The organism is Micromonospora globosa (assembly GCF_000717585.1).
GTDB classification, from domain to species: Bacteria; Actinomycetota; Actinomycetes; order Mycobacteriales; family Micromonosporaceae; genus Micromonospora; species Micromonospora aurantiaca.
In genome coordinates, this window is the sequence record NZ_JNZR01000014.1 from 81,595 (window position 1) to 98,362 (window position 16,768).

Below are 16,768 nucleotides of genomic sequence, written 5' to 3' on the forward strand. Positions count from 1 at the left end.
GGAGTCTAAGTCGACGCCGACCATCCTGCCGGGCGAACGAGGACTCGGGGGCGAAAACCGGGCAGCCCGGCACGCGAAGGGGACCAGCGACGACTAACGCCCGCCGGCGATGCCGACGGGCGTGACGTGGAGCGAAGCTCCCCCGATTGGACTCGAACCAATAACCTGCCGGTTAACAGCCGGCTGCTCTGCCAATTGAGCTACAGGGGACCGTGCACCGCTCGGTTCGGATCTCTCCGCTCCGTGCGACGGGGACAAGAGTACAGGACATCGGGGGGTGGTGCGCCAGGGGGTTACCGGAGGAGGACCGGACCGGCTGACGCGCCAGGATTACGGACAAATCGTCATCTCGGCACAGGGAGGCATGAGCGGAGAGCAGGATGGGTAGTTAGCCGTCGACAGAGAAGCAGGCGCGAGACGGTCATTCCGCCGAGCTGGCGGAAACCGGCGAGAGCGTCAGGTACGGAAGGAGCCGCCATGCGCGGAAAGATCATGTTTCTTGGCGGGCTGGCTGCGGGATTCGTCCTGGGCGCCCGTGCCGGCCGGGAGAAGTACGAGGAGCTGGTGGTCCGCGGGCGCAAGGTGCTCGACCACCCGACCGTCCAGGAGGCGGCCGGGGTCGCGCAGGCCCAGGCGACCCGGCTCTACTCGGAGGGCAAGGACAAGCTGGGGCAGACCAAGCTCGGTGAGAAGCTCGCCACCAACGGCGGCAAGCCGGGCATGACCGACGCCGACAAGCCGTTCGCCGGCACGCCGGCCGCGGTCGGCAGCCGCAGCGCCAACGGGACGGGCTCGACCAGCGCGTCCGGCTCGACCACCACCGGCACGAGCACCAAGCCGTCCAGCACCGGCAACACGCTCTGACACCAGCGGACAGCGGGCCGGTCACCTCCGGGTGACCGGCCCGCTCCCGTGTGCGCGGGCGGCGATGTGGCACATTCTCCGTGGGGAGGTGACCAGATGCCGATGGTCGGACCGGAGACGGCGGATCAGGCGCGACTGCTGCGCCTGCTGCGCGACGACGGCCCACGCTCCCGGGTCGAGCTGGCCGACCTCCTCGGCCTGCCCCGGGCCCGGTTCGCCGCCGAGGTCGACCGGCTGACCACGCTCGGCCTGGTGGAGACCGCCGGGCCGGCCGCGTCCCGGGGCGGACGCCGCTCGTCGCTGCTGCGCATCGGCGCGCAGGTCCGGTTCGGCGCGGTGCTCGTCGGCGACGGCCTCCTGCGGGTCGCGCTCACCGACGGCGAACTGAACCCGCTCGCCCGGCACGACGAGCCGGTGGACGTCCGGCTCGGCCCGGACGTGGTGGTCGGGCGCATCGTCGAACTGCTCGGCAAACTGCGTGTCGAGGCGGGACTGTCGTCGCTCACCGGCGTCGGCGTCGCGCTGCCCGCGCCGGTCGAGGTCCGCGACGGCACGCCGGTGTCCGCGCCGGCCCTGCCCGGCTGGCACCGCTTCCCGGTACGCGACACGCTCGCCGCCGAGCTGGGCTGCCCGGTGCAGGTCGACAACGACGCCAACGCGATGGCCCTCGGCGAACGGCACGCCGGCACCGGCCGCCCGTTCGACGACTTCCTCTACGTCAAGCTGGGCGAGGCGATCGGCTGCGGGCTGGTGCTCGCCGGCGCGCTCTACCGGGGTGCGGCCAGCGGGGCCGGCGACATCGGCCACTTCCAGCTCACCGAGGACGGGCCGCTCTGCGGCTGCGGCAACAACGGGTGCGTCGAGGCGTACTGCGGGGATGTCGCACTGGTGCGCGAGGCGGTGAGCGCCGCGCGGGCCGGGCGCTCGACGGCGCTGGCGGACCGGCTGGCCGCGGCCGGGACGCTGTCGGTGGCCGACGTGGCGGCGGCGGCCACCGAGGGCGACCCGGCGGCGCAGACGCTGGTGCGCGACGCCGCCCGCCGGCTCGGGCGGGTGCTGGTCGGGCTGGTCAGCTTCGTCAACCCGGCCATCGTGATCATCGGCGGCGCACCCGGCGGGATCGGGCCGGTGCTGCTCGCGGAGATCCGGGGCGTGGTCTACCGGCGCTCCACGCCGCTGGCCACCGGCAGCATGCCGATCGTCCTGTCCGACCTCGGCGACACCGCCGGCCTGGTCGGGGCGGCGCGCCTGGTCAGCGACCAGGTCTACGCCGCCCGCTGACCGGTCAGTCGCGGCTGCTGCTGAAGGCGGCGTCGAAGGCCGCGGACGGGGCGTCGAACGCCAGGCGGCGGACGAACTGGAGCGCCTCCGGCGCGCCGACCAGGCGGTCCATGCCGGCGTCCTCCCACTCGATCGAGATCGGGCCGTCGTAGCCGATCGCGTTGAGCGCCCGGAAGCAGTCCTCCCACGGCACGTCGCCGTGGCCGGTGGAGACGAAGTCCCAGCCGCGCCGCAGGTCGGCCCAGGGCAGGTGGGAGGAGAGCCGGCCGCGCCGCCCGTCGCCGGTACGGACCTTCGCGTCCTTGCAGTCGACGTGGTAGATCCGGTCGGCGAAGTCGAAGATGAAGTTCACCGGGTCCAGGTCCTGCCAGACGAAGTGCGACGGATCCCAGTTGAGCCCGAACGCCTCCCGGTGCCCGATCGCCTCCAGCGTGCGCTTCGTCGTCCAGTAGTCGTAGGCGATCTCGCTGGGGTGCACCTCGTGCGCGAACCGCACCCCCACCTCGTCGAAGACGTCGAGGATCGGGTTCCACCTGTCGGCGAAGTCCTGGTAGCCGCGCTCGATCATGGCCGGCGGCACCGGCGGGAACATCGCCACCGTGTGCCAGATGGACGAGCCGGTGAAGCCGACGACTGTGTTCACGCCGAGCTTCGCCGCCGCCCGCGCGGTGTCCTTGATCTCCTCGGCGGCCCGCTGCCGCACCCCCTCCGGCTCACCGTCGCCCCAGATCCGGGCCGGCAGGATGTCCTGGTGCCGCTCGTCGATCGGGTGATCGCAGACGGCTTGCCCGACCAGGTGGTTGGAGACGGCGAACACCTGGAGGTTGTGCTTGGCGAGGGTGGCCCGCTTGCGCTCCACGTACGAGTCGTCGGCGAGCGCCTTGTCCACCTCGAAGTGGTCGCCCCAGCAGGCGATCTCCAGCCCGTCGTAGCCCCACTCGGCGGCGAGCCGGCAGACCTCGTCGAACGGCAGATCGGCCCACTGGCCGGTGAAGAGCGTGATGGGTCGCGCCATTGTCCTTCTCCCCTGTGGTGATGGGGGATTCCGTCGCGGACCGGGGCGAGGACGACCGGAGGCGGCGGCGCGTGGGAACCGGTGGACGCCGGAGCGTCTGCTCCCGGACGGGTTGCGCCTCCCGCCGGGTCACCGGCCACCTCGCGGTCGCCGCCTCCACTCTATGGCCTCCGTCAGGGCAGGGTCCAGCGCTGGTTCGCCGCGCCCGTGCACGTCCACAGGTGCACCGCCGTGCCGTCGGCCGAGTTGTTGCCGGACACGTCCAGGCACTTGCCCGACTGCGGGTTACGCACCGTGCCGTCCGCCTGCGCGGACCAGGTCTGCGCCCCGGTGCCGTTGCACGTGTAGAGCTGAATCTTCGTGCCGTCCGCACTGCCGCCGCCCGACACGTCCAGGCACTTGCCGAGCGCCTTCACCGGCCCGTTCGGCGTCACGGTCCACGACTGCGCCGACGAGCCGTTGCAGGTGTAGAGCTGGATCTGGGTGCCGTCGGCCGACGATCCGCTCCGCACGTCCAGGCACTTGCCGGCGAGGCCCTTGATCGGGCCGGCGCCGCCGGTGCCGGTCGAGCGGACCAGCGTGAAGTCGTCGACGTCGAACAGCCCGGAGCCGCTGCCGGTGAACGTCAGGTGGACCGTCTGCGTACCGGACGGCACGCCTGTGAGCGCGGTGCTCACGTCGGCGAACGTGGTCCAGCTACCGGTGTTCGGCACCGCCACCTGGCCGAGCACCGGGCCGCTCGGCGAGCCGGTCCGCACCTGGAGTGTGCCGCCCGGGCCACCGGACACCACCCGGGCGCGCAGCGACGTCACACCGGTCAGGTCCAGACCCGGGTACGCGGCCCAGTCGCCCGGGTCCACGTACCCCAGGGTCTGGCCGCCGTTGGCACCGGCCTTGGGGTACGCGCTGACGCCGCTCGCCGAACCGAACGCCTCGGCCTGGACGGTGGTGTTGCCGGTCGGCGGCGGCGTGCCGCCGAGTTCCTTGATCCGGATGTTGCGGAACGACACGTCGTCGCCGGTGCCGTGGTTCTGGATGCCGACGTGCCCGGCGAGCGACCGCACCGGGTCGGTGTTCGTGAAGTCGTTGATCCGCACGCCGTTGAGGAAGACCTGGAGCCGCTCGGACTCGACCAGGATCTCGTAGGTGTTCCACTCCCCCGCCGGGTTCAGCGCCGCGTCCCGGGCCGCCAGGTCGGCGGACTTGAAGCCGTAGACCGCGCCGGTGGTCCGGTCGGCCGCGTCGGTGGGGTCGATCTGGATCTCGTAGCCGTTGTTCACCGCCGAGTTCGGGTCGCTCGACGGCGGGAAGCCGACGAACACGCCCGAGTTGTCGTCACCGGCCAGCCGCCAGTCCAGCTTCAGCGAGTAGTTGGTGAACTGCTTCGCGCTGTACCAGTACAGGCCCATGCCGCCGACCGAGGTGAGCGTGGCGTCGGCATTGGTGAAGCTGCCCGGCCCGGCCTGCGACCAGCCGGTGGTGCCGCCGTTGTAGAGCGCGGTGTAGCCGGTCTCCGGCCGGCAGTCGGCCTTCGTGCGCCCGGCGGCGTAGCGGATGCCGCCGAGCAGGTGCGCCCGGAACGCCGCGTCGGCGTAGGACGCCTGGGTGTGGCCGCCGCCGGTGTAGAAGGACCGGCCGCCGCTGTACGTCTTGCACCAGGCGTGCGGGTGGTCGCCGCCCATCGAGCCGCCGGAGTACGTGGACTCGTCCAGGCTGGCCAGCACGTGCGCGGTGGAGCGGGCGTTGGTGCGGTAGTCGTACCACTCGTCGGTGCGGTTCCACCGCTGCGGCAGGTGCGCGGTGGCGGCGTGCGCCCGGTCCTCCACCTTCACCGTGGCCGGCTGGATGGCCGGGTGGGAGGCGAACCAGGCGCCGACGAGGTTGCCGTAGAACGGCCAGTCGTACTCGGTGTCGGCGGCGGAGTGCACGCCGACGTACCCGCCGCCGGCGCCGATGTACGCCTCGAACGCCGACTGCTGGCTGGCGTTGAGGACGTCCCCCGTGGTGTTGAGGAAGATCACCGCCTCGAAGCGGGCCAGGTTGGCGGTGGTGAACTGGGCGGCGTCCTCGGTCGCGGTGACGGTGAAGTTGTTCGCCGCGCCCAGCTCCCGTACGGCCTGCGTGCCGACCGCGATGGAGTCGTGGCGGAAGCCGGCGGTCTTGGAGAAGACGAGCACGTCGTAGGGGGCGTCGGCGGCGGCTGCCGGGCCCGCGGGGACGGTGCAGGCGATGGTGGCGAGGACGGCGGTCACCGCCCCCAGTGCGGTACGCACGAGTTTCATCTGGTTCTCCTTCATCCTCACGGCAGGGTCCAGCGCTGGTTCGCCGCGCCGGTGCAGGTCCACAGGTGCACCGCCGTGCCGTCGGCCGAGTTGTTGCCGGACACGTCCAGGCACTTGCCCGACTGCGGGTTGCGCACGGTCCCGTCGGCCTGCGCGGACCAGTTCTGCGCGCCGGTGCCGTTGCACGTGTAGAGCTGGATCTTCGTGCCGTCCGCGCTGGCCCCGCCGGATACGTCCAGGCACTTGCCCAGCGCCTTCACGGTGCCGTTCGGCGTCACGGTCCACGACTGCGCCGTCGTGCCGTTGCAGGTGTAGAGCTGGATCTGGGTGCCGTCGGCGGTGGCGGCGTTGCGCACGTCCAGGCACTTCCCGGCCAGGCCCTTCACCGGGCCGGTACGGACCGCCGACGTGGTGAGCGTGAACGCGTCCAGGTCGTAGAGCGCCCCGGTGCCACCGGCGAACGTCAGGTAGAGCGTGGTGGTGCCGGCCGGCGGATTGGCGATCGTGCCGGTGACTGTGGTGAACGTGTCCCAGGCGCCGGTGACCGGGACGGTGGCCGAGCCGAGCACGGTGCCGGTGGCCGAGCCGGACCGCACCTGGAGCGTGCCGCCGGCTCCGGCGGACGACACCCGGGCGGTGAACCCGGTGGCGTCGGCGAGCAGGTACGGCTGGAACGCGATCCAGTCCCCGTTGTGGATGTCGCCGACGGTCTTGCCGCCCTCGGCGGTGGCCTTGTCGAACGTGTTGATCCCGGACGAGGTCTTGAAGTGCTCGGCCTGCCGGTGCCGGGGCTGGAGCGTGTGCTGGGTGTGCGTGGTGAGGCCGCCGGAGTCGGTGTACTCGGCGTCGAAGACGGCGAAGATGTTCGCCGCGTCGTCGTGCTCACCGTCGACGGGTACGGCGATCGAGCCGGTGCAGCCGGTCGCCGAGGTGATCTGGTGGCCGTGCTGGTCGTGGCCGAGCACGTAGGTCATCTTGACCTTCGTGCAGTCGATCGTGGCGTCCTCCGGGTCGGTGACGGTGATCCGGAACGGCACGGTGTCGCCGAAGGAGAACAGCTTGCCGTTGCCGGGCGTCTCGATGACGACTGTCGGCGCGGTGTTGCCCACTGTGATCGTCACGCTCGCGGTGCCGGTGGCGCCCTGCGGGTCGCGCACGGTGAGGGTGGCGGTGTACCTGCCGTTGGTGGTGTAGGTGTGCGAGGGGTTCGCGGCGGTCGAGGTGCCGCCGTCGCCGAACGTCCAGGCGTACGTCAGCGCGCCGCCCTCCGGGTCGGACGAGCCGGCCGAGGAGAAGGCCACAGTCAGCGGCGCGGCGCCGGAGGTCCGGTCGGCCGCGGCGCGGGCCACCGGGGCGCGGTTGGCGCCGCCCAGGTAGTCGAAGCGGTACAGCGCCGAGTTGGCGTCGCCGTTGAAGTAGCCGGTGCCGTAGTCGAGCACGTAGTACGCGCCGTCCGGGCCGAACGCCGAGTCCATCACCTGCTTGCCGGTCCACGGGAAGCTGTCGATGGTGCCGGGTGAGCCGTCCGCGCCGACGTGGATCGGCTTGATCCAGCCCCGGCCGAACTCGGTGGCGAAGAACTGCCCGTCGAAGGACTGCGGGAACTTCGTGGTGGACGGGTTCGCCGCGTCGTACCGGTAGACCGGGCCGCCCATCGGCGACTCGGAGCCGCCGCCGAACTCGGGCGGGCTGCCGGCGTCACCGGCGTAGCGGATCCAGGACGGCTTCGCCGCCGGCAGCGTGGCCAGGCCGGTGTTGCGGAACGAGTTGTTCGTCGGCCCGCCGGTGCAGTTGAACTTCGGGCCGGCGGTGCCGGCGGCGAAGTCCCACTCGGCGTACGTCTCGGTGGCGGTGTTGGTGCCGGTGCAGTACGGCCAGCCGTAGTTGCCGGGCGCTGTCACCCGGTTGAACTCGACCTGCCCGGACGGGCCGCGGGCCGTGGTGGTGCCGGCGTCCGGCCCGTAGTCGCCCACGTAGACGACGCCGGTGGCCTTGTCGACGCTGATTCGGAACGGGTTGCGGAAGCCCATCGCGTAGATCTCCGGGCGGGTCCGCGCGGTGCCGGGCGCGAAGAGGTTGCCGGCCGGGATCGAGTACGTGCCGTTGGTGTTCACCTTGATCCGCAGGATCTTGCCCCGCAGGTCGTTGGTGTTGCCGGCGCTGCGCTGCGCGTCGTACCCGGGGTTGCGGTTGGTGCGCTCGTCGATCGGCGCATAGCCGGCCGAGTCGAACGGGTTGGTGTCGTCGCCGGTGGACAGGTAGAGGTTGCCCGCGGCGTCGAAGTCGATGTCGCCGCCGACGTGGCAGCACAGCCCCCGGTCGGCCGGTACGTCGAGCACGTCGACCTTGCTGGCCTGGTTGAGCGTGAAGTCGGCGTTGAGGGTGAACCGGGAGAGCCGGTTGACGCCCTGCCAGGCGGAGAAGTCGGTGCCGGTGGCGGGCGCGTCCCCCGCCGGGGTGGACAGCGGCGGCGCGTAGTAGAGGTAGATGTGCCGGTTGGAGGCGAAGCCGGGGTCGACGCCGACGCCCTGGAGCCCCTCCTCGTCATGGGTGTAGACAGGCAGCGTGCCGATGACCGTGGTGGCGCCGGCCGCGTCGGTGCGGCGCAGCGTGCCGTTGCGGGCGGTGTGCAGGACCGACCGGTCGGGCAGCACCGCGAGCGACATCGGTTCGCCGGTCTCGGCGACACCGCGGGCGAGTTCGACCTGCTGGAAGTCGCTCGCCGGGATCGGGTGGGCGGACGCCGGGACGGACGCCGCGGCCGCTGTGACGGTGCCGGCGGTGGCCGCGAGCAGCAGCGCTGCGGCAGCGGCGAACGGTCGTCGGGCACGGGGGTGGTGGTGGCTGGACATGCTGTGCTGTCCCTTCCTGACGCGCGCAGCCAGGAACGGGCGCGCGTCGCGCCGGATGCCGAGCAGGGGGATGCTGCGCCGGCCTGCCGGGGAGGTCGGCGGGCCGCGACCTCCGGTCGGGACCGGAGGTCACCTCGCCGAGGCGGGCGGTGCGGGGCGGTCGCCTCGGCGAAACAGCGTTGTGCTGTGCACGACATTAAGACCTTTCGATCAGCCTGTCCATAGCTTCTGATCGATCGGCTTTGACTTTCGGCGCTCAGCGACAAAAGTAGGTGTCACTCGTGGCGGTCGACCGCCCGCTCCGCGAGCGCCGCCAGCACCCGCCGCGCCGGCTCCGCCAGCGGCAACGCGTCCAGCGCGACAAGTGCCGCGTCGGCCCGGGTACGGATCATCCGCTCCACCGCCTCCCGGGCGCCGGACTCCTCGACGATGCCCCGCACCTCGGCCGCGGCCGCCTGGTCGAGGCCGGGATCGCCGACCAGCTCCCCCAGCCGGGCCGCGCCGGCCGGCGAGGCGGACGCCCGGGCCAGCGCCAGCAGCACCGTCGGCTTGCCCTCGCGCAGGTCGTCCAGGTTGGACTTGCCGGTCACCGACGGGTCACCGAAGACGCCGAGCAGGTCGTCGCGCAGCTGGAACGCGTCACCGAGCGGGTCGCCGAACCCGGCCAGCGCGGCCACCTCCTCCGGCGCCGCACCGGCGAGCGCGGCACCGATCTGCACCGGGCGGGTCACCGTGTAGCGGGCCGTCTTCAGCCGTACCACTGTGAGCGCGTTCGCCACGGAGCCGTCCCCGGCCGCCCCGACCACGTCCAGGTACTCCCCCGCGATCACCTCCGAGCGCATCCGGGCCAGCAGCACGTGCCCCCGGCGCAGCCGCTCGGGCGGCAACCCGCACCCGTGGAACATCTGCGCCGACCAGGTGGCGCAGAGGTCGCCGCAGAGCACCGCGGCCTGCCGGCCGTACGCCGCCGGGTCGCCCGGCCAGCCGGACGCGGCGTGCAGCTCGGCGAAGAACCGGTGCAGCGTCGGCGCGCCCCGGCGGCGGTCGCTGCGGTCCACGATGTCGTCGTGGATCAGCGCGAACGCGTGGAACAGCTCCAGCGACGCCGCGGCGACCACGATCGGCGAGGCGTCCGGGCCGCCGAACCCCCGCCAGCCCCAGTAGCAGAACAGCGGTCGCATCCGCTTGCCGCCGGCCAGGACGAACCAGCGCAGAGCAGTGTGGACGGCCCCCGTACCGTCATCCGGCCGATCCGGCTCTCTCGCGTCCAGGAACGCGGCTAGCGCGGCGTCGAAGCGGCCCCGCAACAGGGCCGGATCGGTCGGTGCGACGGTTACGGTCATGGTGCCTCCCTGGCCAGTCCGGCGAGTTCGAGCAGCAACGCCTTCACATCGGTGGCCTCCACCCGGGGCCGGATCGCGGCCCGGTCGGAGCAGAGCAGCACCGGGCCGTCCGCCGGGTCGGCGGGCAGGCGCCCGTGTGAACCACGCACCGCACGCGCGCCCGCGTCCAGCCCCACCACTGACATCAGGTAGCGCAGCCCGAGCTTCTTGCGGGCCAGCGCCACCGCCGCGCGGCGCTTCGCCGCACCCGGCGCGGCCGGGTCGAAGAACAGCTCGGCCGGGTCGTAGCCGGGCTTGCGGTGGATCTCCACCAGCCGGGCGAAGTCGGGCGCCCGCGCGTCGTCGAGCCAGTAGTAGTACGTGAACCAGGCGTCCGGCTCGGCCACCAGCACCAGCTCACCCGAGCGGGGGTGATCCAGCCCGTACCCGGCCTGCCCGGCGGCGTCGAGCACCTCGGCCACGCCCGGCAGCGACGCGCAGAGCTTCGCCACCGCCGGCACGTCCGCCGGATCCTTGACGTAGACGTGCGCCACCTGGTGGTCGGCCACCGCGAACGCCCGCGACGTCCACGGGTCGAGATATTCCATCCCGGCCTGGGTGTAGACCCGCAACAGCCCCTCGGCGCGCAGCATCCGGTTCACGTCCACCGGGCGGGACACGTCGGTGATGCCGTACTCGGACAACGCCACCACTGTGGCGTCCCGCTCCCGCGCGGCGTCGAGCAGCGGACCGAGCACGGTGTCCAGCTCCGCCGCCGCGGCGGCTGCCTGCGGGCTGGACGGGCCGAAGCGTTGCAGGTCGTAGTCCAGGTGCGGCAGGTAGACCAGCGTCAGGTCGGGAGCGTGATCGGCGAGGATGCGCTGCGCGGCCCGGCTGATCCACGCCGAGGACGGCAGCCCGGCACCCGGCCCCCAGTAGCTGAACAGCGGGAACGTGCCGAGCGCGTCGGTGAGGGTGTCCCGCAGCTCGGGCGGGTCGGTCCAGCAGTCGGGCTCCTTGCGCCCGTCGGCGTGGTAGACCGGGCGCGGCGTGACCGTCCAGTCCACGTCCGCGCCCATCGCGTACCACCAGCAGACGTTCGCCACCCGGTAGCCCGGCTCGACGCGACGGGCCGCCTGCCACACCTTCTCGCCGCCGACGAGCCCGTTGTGCTGCCGCCAGAGCAGCACCTCGCCCAGGTCGCGGAAGTACCAGCCGTTGCCCACCACGCCGTGCCCGGCGGGCAGCTCGCCGGTGAGGAACGTGGACTGCGCTGAGCAGGTCACCGCCGGCAGCACGGTGCCCAGCTCGGCGGCGAACCCGGCGTCGGCCACCGCGCGCAGCCGGGGCATGTACGCCAGCAGCCGCGGCGTCAGCCCGACCACGTCGAGCACCACGAGCCGCCGGCTCACGAGGGCGTCCCCACCGTCGTGGCCAGGCCGAGCGCGGTCAGCTCGTCGCGGGCGAACGCCAGCTCGGCGGCGATGCCGGCGGCCAGCTCCGCGTCGCCGCGCGGCCGCCGCGCCTCCGGCAGCACCCCCCAGGTGTACGTCTCGACGTCGAGGTGGTCGCAGCCGGCGACGGGACCGGCGTACAACGCGGCCAGCGCCTTGCGCAGCACCGGGACCGTGGAGCGCAGCGGCGGCTCGGGCGGTGCGTGCAACGGCACGTGGTAGTGCACCCGCCACGCCCCGGGCAGCCGCGCGTCGAGTGCGGCGTCGAGGTCGTCGGCCGCGTACGCCGGATCGGCCGGATCGGCGGCGCCTGCGCAACCGGCAGCCCGCGTCTGGTGCAGGAAGCGCGGTTCGACGAACCGGCGCAGCGCCGCGCTCGCGGCGGGCGGGTCAGGGGCCTCGACCGCTGCGGACACCTGGACCTTCACCACGGGGAGACCGGCGGCACGCAACCCGGCCAGGGCATCCGCCGGCTGCTCCCAGGCACACGCCAGGTGCGCGAGATCCACGCAGATCCCGAGCCGGTCGGTATCCATGTCTGAGAATACCTCGCGTGCTTGTCCCGTCGACTCCACCAGACAGCCCGGTTCCGGTTCGAAGCCGACCCGGATCACCCGGCCGGTCTCCCGCTGCACCGCGGCCAGGCCCCCGGCCAGCGCGTCCAGGCGACGCCGGGCGGTGGCGGCCCGCCCGGCGTCCCACGGGGTGCGCCAGGCGATCGGCAGCGTCGAGATCGAACCCCGGACGGCGTCGTCGGGCAGCAGGTCGGCGAGAACCCGAGCCAGGTCCAGCGTGTACGCCGACCGTTGCGGCGTGGTCCAGTCCGGGTGGTACACCGCGCCCTTGACCACAGGGGCCTGGAACGCGGCGTACGGGAAGCCGTTGAGCGTGACCACCTCCAGCCCGCGTACCGCCAGCTCGTGGCGCAGCCGGCGCCGGGCCGGAGGGTCGGCGGCGAGCGCGACGGCGACCGGCGCGGCCAGCCAGAGTCCGAGCCCGAGCCGGTCCACGTCGAGCGCCCGGCGGACCGCCACCGCGTACGTGTCGAGCTGGGCGACGATGCCCGGCAGGTCCTCGGCCGGGTGCACGTTCGTGCAGTAGCCGAGATGGACGGTCGTGCCGTCGGCGTGGCGCAGCCGCATCACTGCCCCCCACGGGCGATCGAGTTGCCGGCGAAGGTGGGGTCGCTCGCCTCCAGGTCGGTCAGGTCGAGCCGGCCGGACTGGCCGTAGAACTCCACCGGGTTGCGCCACAGCACCCGGTCCACGTCGTCGGCGTCGAACCCGGCCAGCAGCATCGCCTCCCCGGTGGCCCGGGTCAGCAGCGGATCCGACCGGCCCCAGTCGGCCGCCGAGTTCACCAGCATCCGTTCGGTGCCGTACCGCTTCAGCAGCTCCACCATCCGCGGCGGCGACATCTTCGTCTCCGGATAGATCGAGAAGCCCAGCCAGCAGCCGGTGTCCCGGACCAGCTCGACAGTCACCTCGTTGAGGTGGTCGACGAGCACCCGTCCCGGCGCGATGCCCGACTCGGCGACCACCGCGAGCGTCCGCTCGACGCCGCGCGCCTTGTCCCGGTGCGGCGTGTGCACCAGCGCCGGCAGGTCGTGCGCGACGGCCAGGGCGAGCTGACCGGCCAGCGCGGCGTCCTCGGCCGGCGTCATAGCGTCGTAACCGATCTCGCCGACCGCCACCACGCCGTCCTTGTCCAGGTAGCGGGGCAGCAGGTCGAGCACCGGGCGGCAGCGCGGGTCGTTCGCCTCCTTCGGGTTCAGCGCCACAGTGGCGTGGTGCCGGATGCCGAACTGGCCGGCCCGGAACGGCTCCCACCCGATCAGCGAGTCGAAGTAGTCCACGAAGCTGTCCACGCTCGTACGCGGCTGGCCCAGCCAGAACGCCGGCTCGACCACCGCGCGGACGCCCGCGGCGGCCATCCGCTCGTAGTCGTCGGTGGTGCGGGACGTCATGTGGATGTGCGGGTCGAAGATGCGCATGTCACGCCTCCGTCGTGGGGATGGTCAGCCGGCGCAGCAGGTCGGTCGCGTCGGCGGGCATGTCGCGGCCGGCGGCGTGCCGTTCCGCGGCGAACGCGGCGAGCATCCGGGCCAGCTCGCCGTCGGCCCGCTCCGGCAGGCCGTCGACGACCGCCAGCGGCACGCCGGTGAACACGCACTTGAGCACCGCCTGCCGCCAGGTCGCCTGCTCCAGGTGCCGGGCGTACGGGCCGAGCGCCGCGGCCACCAGCCGGGTGTCGTTGGTGCGGGTCGCGTCGTGCAGCAGCGGCACGCACTCCGCGCCGATCGGCAGCAGCGGCAGCGCGCGCAGCACGGCGCGTTTCTCGGCGGCGTCGCCCTGCCGGTACAGCGTCTCCGCGGCGGCGGCGTGGCCGTGCGGCAGCGCGGTCAGCAGCAGCGCCCGGGCCGCCTCGTCCGCCGTCCAGCCGGGCGGGTCGGGCACCGGCAGGCGACCGCACCGCCGGGCAGCGGCGGCGAAGAACCGCCCGATGGCCGTGGGTTCGGTCGCGACGCGGCGCAGCGCCGCGTCCAGCCACTGCGGATCGGGTACGCCCCGAAGCGCGGCGCGCAGTCGGTCGGGTGTCATGCCGTCTCCCCTCTGCCGGGTGGAAGGTGGTGGGTCACCGCCCCTCGCCGCGCGAGGCGGCGGCGCGCAGGAAGTCCAGTGAGCGGGCGGCGACGGCCGGTGCGGCGTGCGAGTGGCGGGGCAGTTCCACGGCCACCAGCCCGCGGTAGCCGGCGTCGGCCAGGGCGCGCAGCACCGGCGGGAAGTCGATCTCGCCGGTGCCGAACTCCAGGTGCTCGTGCACGCCCCGACGCATGTCGTCGATCTGCACGTTGACCAGGTGCGCGGCGACCGCCGACACGCACTGCGGCACCGGCATCGGCTCCAGGCAGCGGCAGTGCCCGATGTCGAGCGTGATGCCGAAGCCGGGCGGCGCGCCCAGCGCCTCGCGCAGCCGCCACCACCCGGCGATGTCCTCGACGAACATGCCCGGCTCGGGTTCGAAGCCCAGCGGCACGCCCGCCTCCGCCGCCGCGGCGCACACCGTCGCGCAGCCCGCCACCAGGCGGTCGGCGGCGACGCCGGGTGGTACGCCGGGTGGGCGTACCCCGGCCCAGAAGGAGACCGCCTCCGCGCCCAGGTCGGCACCGATCCGGACGGCCCGGCGCAGGAACTCCACCCGCCGAGCCGGGTCGTCGTGCAGCAGCGTCGGCGCGTGCTTGTGCCGCGGGTCGAGCAGGTACCGGGCGCCGGTCTCGACCACCACGGCCAGCCCCAGCGCGTCCAGCCGTCGACTGATGGCCGCGACCCGGCGGGCCAGGCCGGGGGCGAACGGGTCCAGGTGGTCGTGGTCGAGGGTGAGCGCGACGCCCACGTAGCCGAGGTCGGCGAGGACCGCGAGCGCGTCCCCGAGCCGGTGGTTGGCGAAGCCGTTGGTGCCGTACCCGAAGCGCAGCGCGCCCGGCCCGGACAGCGGGCCGGCGGTGGGCCGGGTGGCCGCCGCGGCGGTCATGTCGGCGAGATCAGTCGGGCCAGGCGGCGGCCGAGCGGCGCGGCGCCGGCCACGGCGAGGCCGAGCAGCCGGGCCCCGGCGCGGGCGGTCAGCGCGCCCTGCAACGCGGGCAGCCCGGTGATCCCGGCGCCGACCGCGGCTCGCACCCGGGCCGGTGACGGGTCGGCGAGCACGCGGGCCTGCGCCCGGCCGTACCGGGCGGCGTACCCGGCGGCGAGCACCGCCGGCACCAGCTCCCCGAGCCGAAGGAAGGGCCCCCTCTTAACGCATCCGGTAGAGGAGGGGGCCCCGCTTAACACGGTCGGCCGGGCCGGGGTGGTGAGCGCGATCAGCGCGGTGCCGGCGAGCGTGAGGCCGGGCAGCCGCCGGTCCGCGCCGGTCACCTCGCGGCGGGACAGCGCGGTCACGGTCCAGGTGTGCGCGGCGACTGTGAGCGCGGCCGGGAGCGCCCGGACCACCCGCCCGCCGGACGCGCCGAGCAGCACGTCCAGCCCTCGGCACGCGGCCATCACCGCCGGCCCGGCGGCGGTGTTCTTCGCGCGCAGGTCGTACCCCCAGATCGTGGCCGCGAGCGGCAGCGCGACTGCCGCCGCCCGGCGGCCCCCGGCGGCGGTGGCGACCGCGAGCCCGGCGGCGGTGAGGCCGGACGCGACGCCGAGCGCGACCGACGGGCGCACCCGGCCGGACGGGATCGGCCGCTCCGGCCGCTCGACCGCGTCCAGCCGCCGGTCAGCCCAGTCGTTGGCGGCCATCCCGGCCCAGTACAGCAGCACCGACGCGCCGGCCAGGGCCGGTGTACGCGGACCGAGCGCACCGGCGGCCGCCGCGCCGGAGAGCACGTCCCCGGGTACGGAGAGCGCGGCGGGCGCCCGGACCAGCTCGGCCAGGTCGGCCAGGCGGGTCACGGCGTCACCCGGGCGTGCAGGCCGGCGGCGAACTCCCGCAGCACCGTCCACTGTTCACCGAGCGCGTGGCCGGTCGCGCCGAGCGGGTCCTTGAAGAAGAACGCCAGCTCGGTCAGCGGGCCGTGGCGGCCGGCGGCGTGCGCGGCGGCGGTGAGCCGGGCCAGGTCCAGCACGAGCGGCGCGGCGAGCGCCGAGTCGCAGCCGTGCCAGGTGAACTCCATCCGCATTCCGGTGCCCAGGAAACCGGCGAACGTGACCAGGTCCCACGCGGTCTTGAAGTCGCCGAGTTCCTCGACGTACTCGATCCGGGTGTGGCCCTGCGGCAGGTAGCCGAGCGTCTCGGCGAGCACCCGCTGTTTGCTGCCCACCTTCGCGGCGTTGGCGGCCGGGTCGGCGAGCGTGGCGCCGTCGCCGCCGCCGAGCAGGTTCGTGCCGGACCAGGAGCGCACGGCCAGGTGCCGCATCGCGAACATCGGCGCGAGCACCGACTTGAGCAGCGTCTCGCCGGTCTTGCCGTCGTGCCCGGCGTACGGCAGCTTTCGTTCGGCGGCGAGCGCGGCCAGGGCCGGCAGGCGGGCGCCCGTGGACGGGGTGAAGTCCACGTACGGGCAGCCCGCGGTGAACGCCGCGTACGCGTATCCGGAGCTGGGCGGCAGCACGTCGGCCGGGCCGGTCAGCGCGTCGCGCAGCGCGGCCAGGTCGCTGTGGGCCGGGTGCGGGGCGGGCGCCGGTTCGGTGGCGGCGACGTTGACCACCACCACCCGGTCCAGCCCGTTCCGGCTGCGGAAGTCGGTCAGGTCGCGCACCACCGCGGCGATCCGCTCGCCCTGGCCGCCCTCGGTGGGCGCGGGCCGCAGCGACGCCTCGACGGCGGCCAGGTCGGGCGCCACGGCGTCGGCCAGCCGGGCGGGCAGCACGCCTGCGGCGGCGAGCGCCTCGGCGCGTTTGGTGAGCGGGGTGGTGACCACGTCGTGGCCGCCGAAGACGAGATCGGCGAAGCCCGGCAGGGCGGGCCCGCGCAGGTCGGGCAGCTCGGTCACGCAGCCGGTCGGCGCGGTGAGCCCGGCCCGCAGGGCCAGTCCCCCGACCACGCTCGTGGTGGCGACCGAGCCGCGCGCACCCACCAGCCAGACACCCGTACGCATTCGCGCTACCTCCCCAGGTATGGCCGGTCCACCGGTGCGGCCGGGGAATCCCGGTCCGGCCGCACCGGAGGGCCGTGCTGGTCGTGCCGGCGGACACCGGCGGCACGCTCCCCGGAG

Annotated in this window: 13 protein-coding genes and 1 tRNA gene; 2 read left to right on the plus strand and 12 right to left on the minus strand. The window is 73.8% G+C overall.

What is annotated here, in order from left to right; all coding sequences use genetic code 11:
- Positions 1-137 precede the first annotated feature (137 nt).
- Positions 138-210, minus strand: a tRNA-Asn gene (locus tag IF06_RS0115050).
- A 267-nt stretch (positions 211-477) separates the two neighbouring features.
- On the opposite strand from IF06_RS0115050, the gene IF06_RS0115055 reads away from it, so the two are divergent.
- Positions 478-864 (plus strand): hypothetical protein, encoded by a 387-nt coding sequence (locus tag IF06_RS0115055; protein WP_013287896.1) that lies wholly within the window; start codon positions 478-480, stop codon positions 862-864.
- A gap of 96 nt (positions 865-960) precedes the next feature.
- A complete protein-coding gene (locus tag IF06_RS0115060; RefSeq protein WP_013287897.1) occupies positions 961-2,145 on the plus strand; it encodes an ROK family transcriptional regulator in 1,185 nt (394 codons plus the stop codon).
- A gap of 4 nt (positions 2,146-2,149) precedes the next feature.
- On the opposite strand, the gene IF06_RS0115065 is transcribed toward IF06_RS0115060, so the two are convergent.
- The 11 genes from IF06_RS0115065 to IF06_RS0115120 form a co-directional block, all read right to left on the minus strand.
- Positions 2,150-3,160 (minus strand): sugar phosphate isomerase/epimerase family protein, encoded by a 1,011-nt coding sequence (locus IF06_RS0115065; protein WP_013475574.1) that lies wholly within the window; start codon positions 3,158-3,160, stop codon positions 2,150-2,152.
- A gap of 173 nt (positions 3,161-3,333) precedes the next feature.
- A complete protein-coding gene (locus IF06_RS0115075; protein ID WP_030271727.1) occupies positions 3,334-5,442 on the minus strand; it encodes a ThuA domain-containing protein in 2,109 nt (702 codons plus the stop codon).
- Positions 5,443-5,459: 17 nt separating this feature from the next.
- Entirely contained in the window at positions 5,460-8,294 is a 2,835-nt protein-coding gene (locus IF06_RS0115080) for an RICIN domain-containing protein (RefSeq protein WP_030271729.1), read from the minus strand.
- A gap of 275 nt (positions 8,295-8,569) precedes the next feature.
- Positions 8,570-9,637 carry a polyprenyl synthetase family protein gene (locus IF06_RS0115085; RefSeq protein ID WP_030271731.1) on the minus strand — a complete coding sequence of 356 codons (1,068 nt, stop codon included), beginning with the start codon at positions 9,635-9,637 and terminating at the stop codon, positions 8,570-8,572.
- Positions 9,634-11,028, minus strand: a complete 1,395-nt coding sequence (locus tag IF06_RS0115090; RefSeq protein WP_030271733.1) for an alkaline phosphatase family protein — start codon at positions 11,026-11,028, stop codon at positions 9,634-9,636. Before IF06_RS0115090 ends, IF06_RS0115085 begins: the two co-directional genes overlap by 4 nt.
- Positions 11,025-12,212: a metabolite traffic protein EboE gene (gene eboE / locus IF06_RS0115095; RefSeq protein ID WP_030271735.1), complete on the minus strand. Its 1,188-nt coding sequence runs from the start codon at positions 12,210-12,212 to the stop codon at positions 11,025-11,027. Before eboE ends, IF06_RS0115090 begins: the two co-directional genes overlap by 4 nt.
- Positions 12,212-13,063 carry a TatD family hydrolase gene (locus IF06_RS0115100; protein WP_030271737.1) on the minus strand — a complete coding sequence of 284 codons (852 nt, stop codon included), beginning with the start codon at positions 13,061-13,063 and terminating at the stop codon, positions 12,212-12,214. The genes eboE and IF06_RS0115100 overlap by 1 nt, the downstream gene beginning before the upstream one ends.
- A 1-nt stretch (position 13,064) precedes the next feature.
- Positions 13,065-13,670: an EboA domain-containing protein gene (locus tag IF06_RS0115105; RefSeq protein ID WP_030271739.1), complete on the minus strand. Its 606-nt coding sequence runs from the start codon at positions 13,668-13,670 to the stop codon at positions 13,065-13,067.
- A gap of 34 nt (positions 13,671-13,704) precedes the next feature.
- The gene (locus IF06_RS0115110; RefSeq protein ID WP_030271741.1) at positions 13,705-14,601 is read right to left on the minus strand and encodes a sugar phosphate isomerase/epimerase family protein; all 897 of its coding nucleotides are present in this window, start codon (positions 14,599-14,601) and stop codon (positions 13,705-13,707) included.
- Positions 14,598-15,506 (minus strand): SCO3242 family prenyltransferase, encoded by a 909-nt coding sequence (locus IF06_RS0115115; RefSeq protein ID WP_030271743.1) that lies wholly within the window; start codon positions 15,504-15,506, stop codon positions 14,598-14,600. The genes IF06_RS0115110 and IF06_RS0115115 overlap by 4 nt, the downstream gene beginning before the upstream one ends.
- Positions 15,503-16,651: an inositol-3-phosphate synthase gene (locus IF06_RS0115120; RefSeq protein ID WP_030271745.1), complete on the minus strand. Its 1,149-nt coding sequence runs from the start codon at positions 16,649-16,651 to the stop codon at positions 15,503-15,505. The genes IF06_RS0115115 and IF06_RS0115120 overlap by 4 nt, the downstream gene beginning before the upstream one ends.
- Positions 16,652-16,768 lie beyond the last annotated feature (117 nt).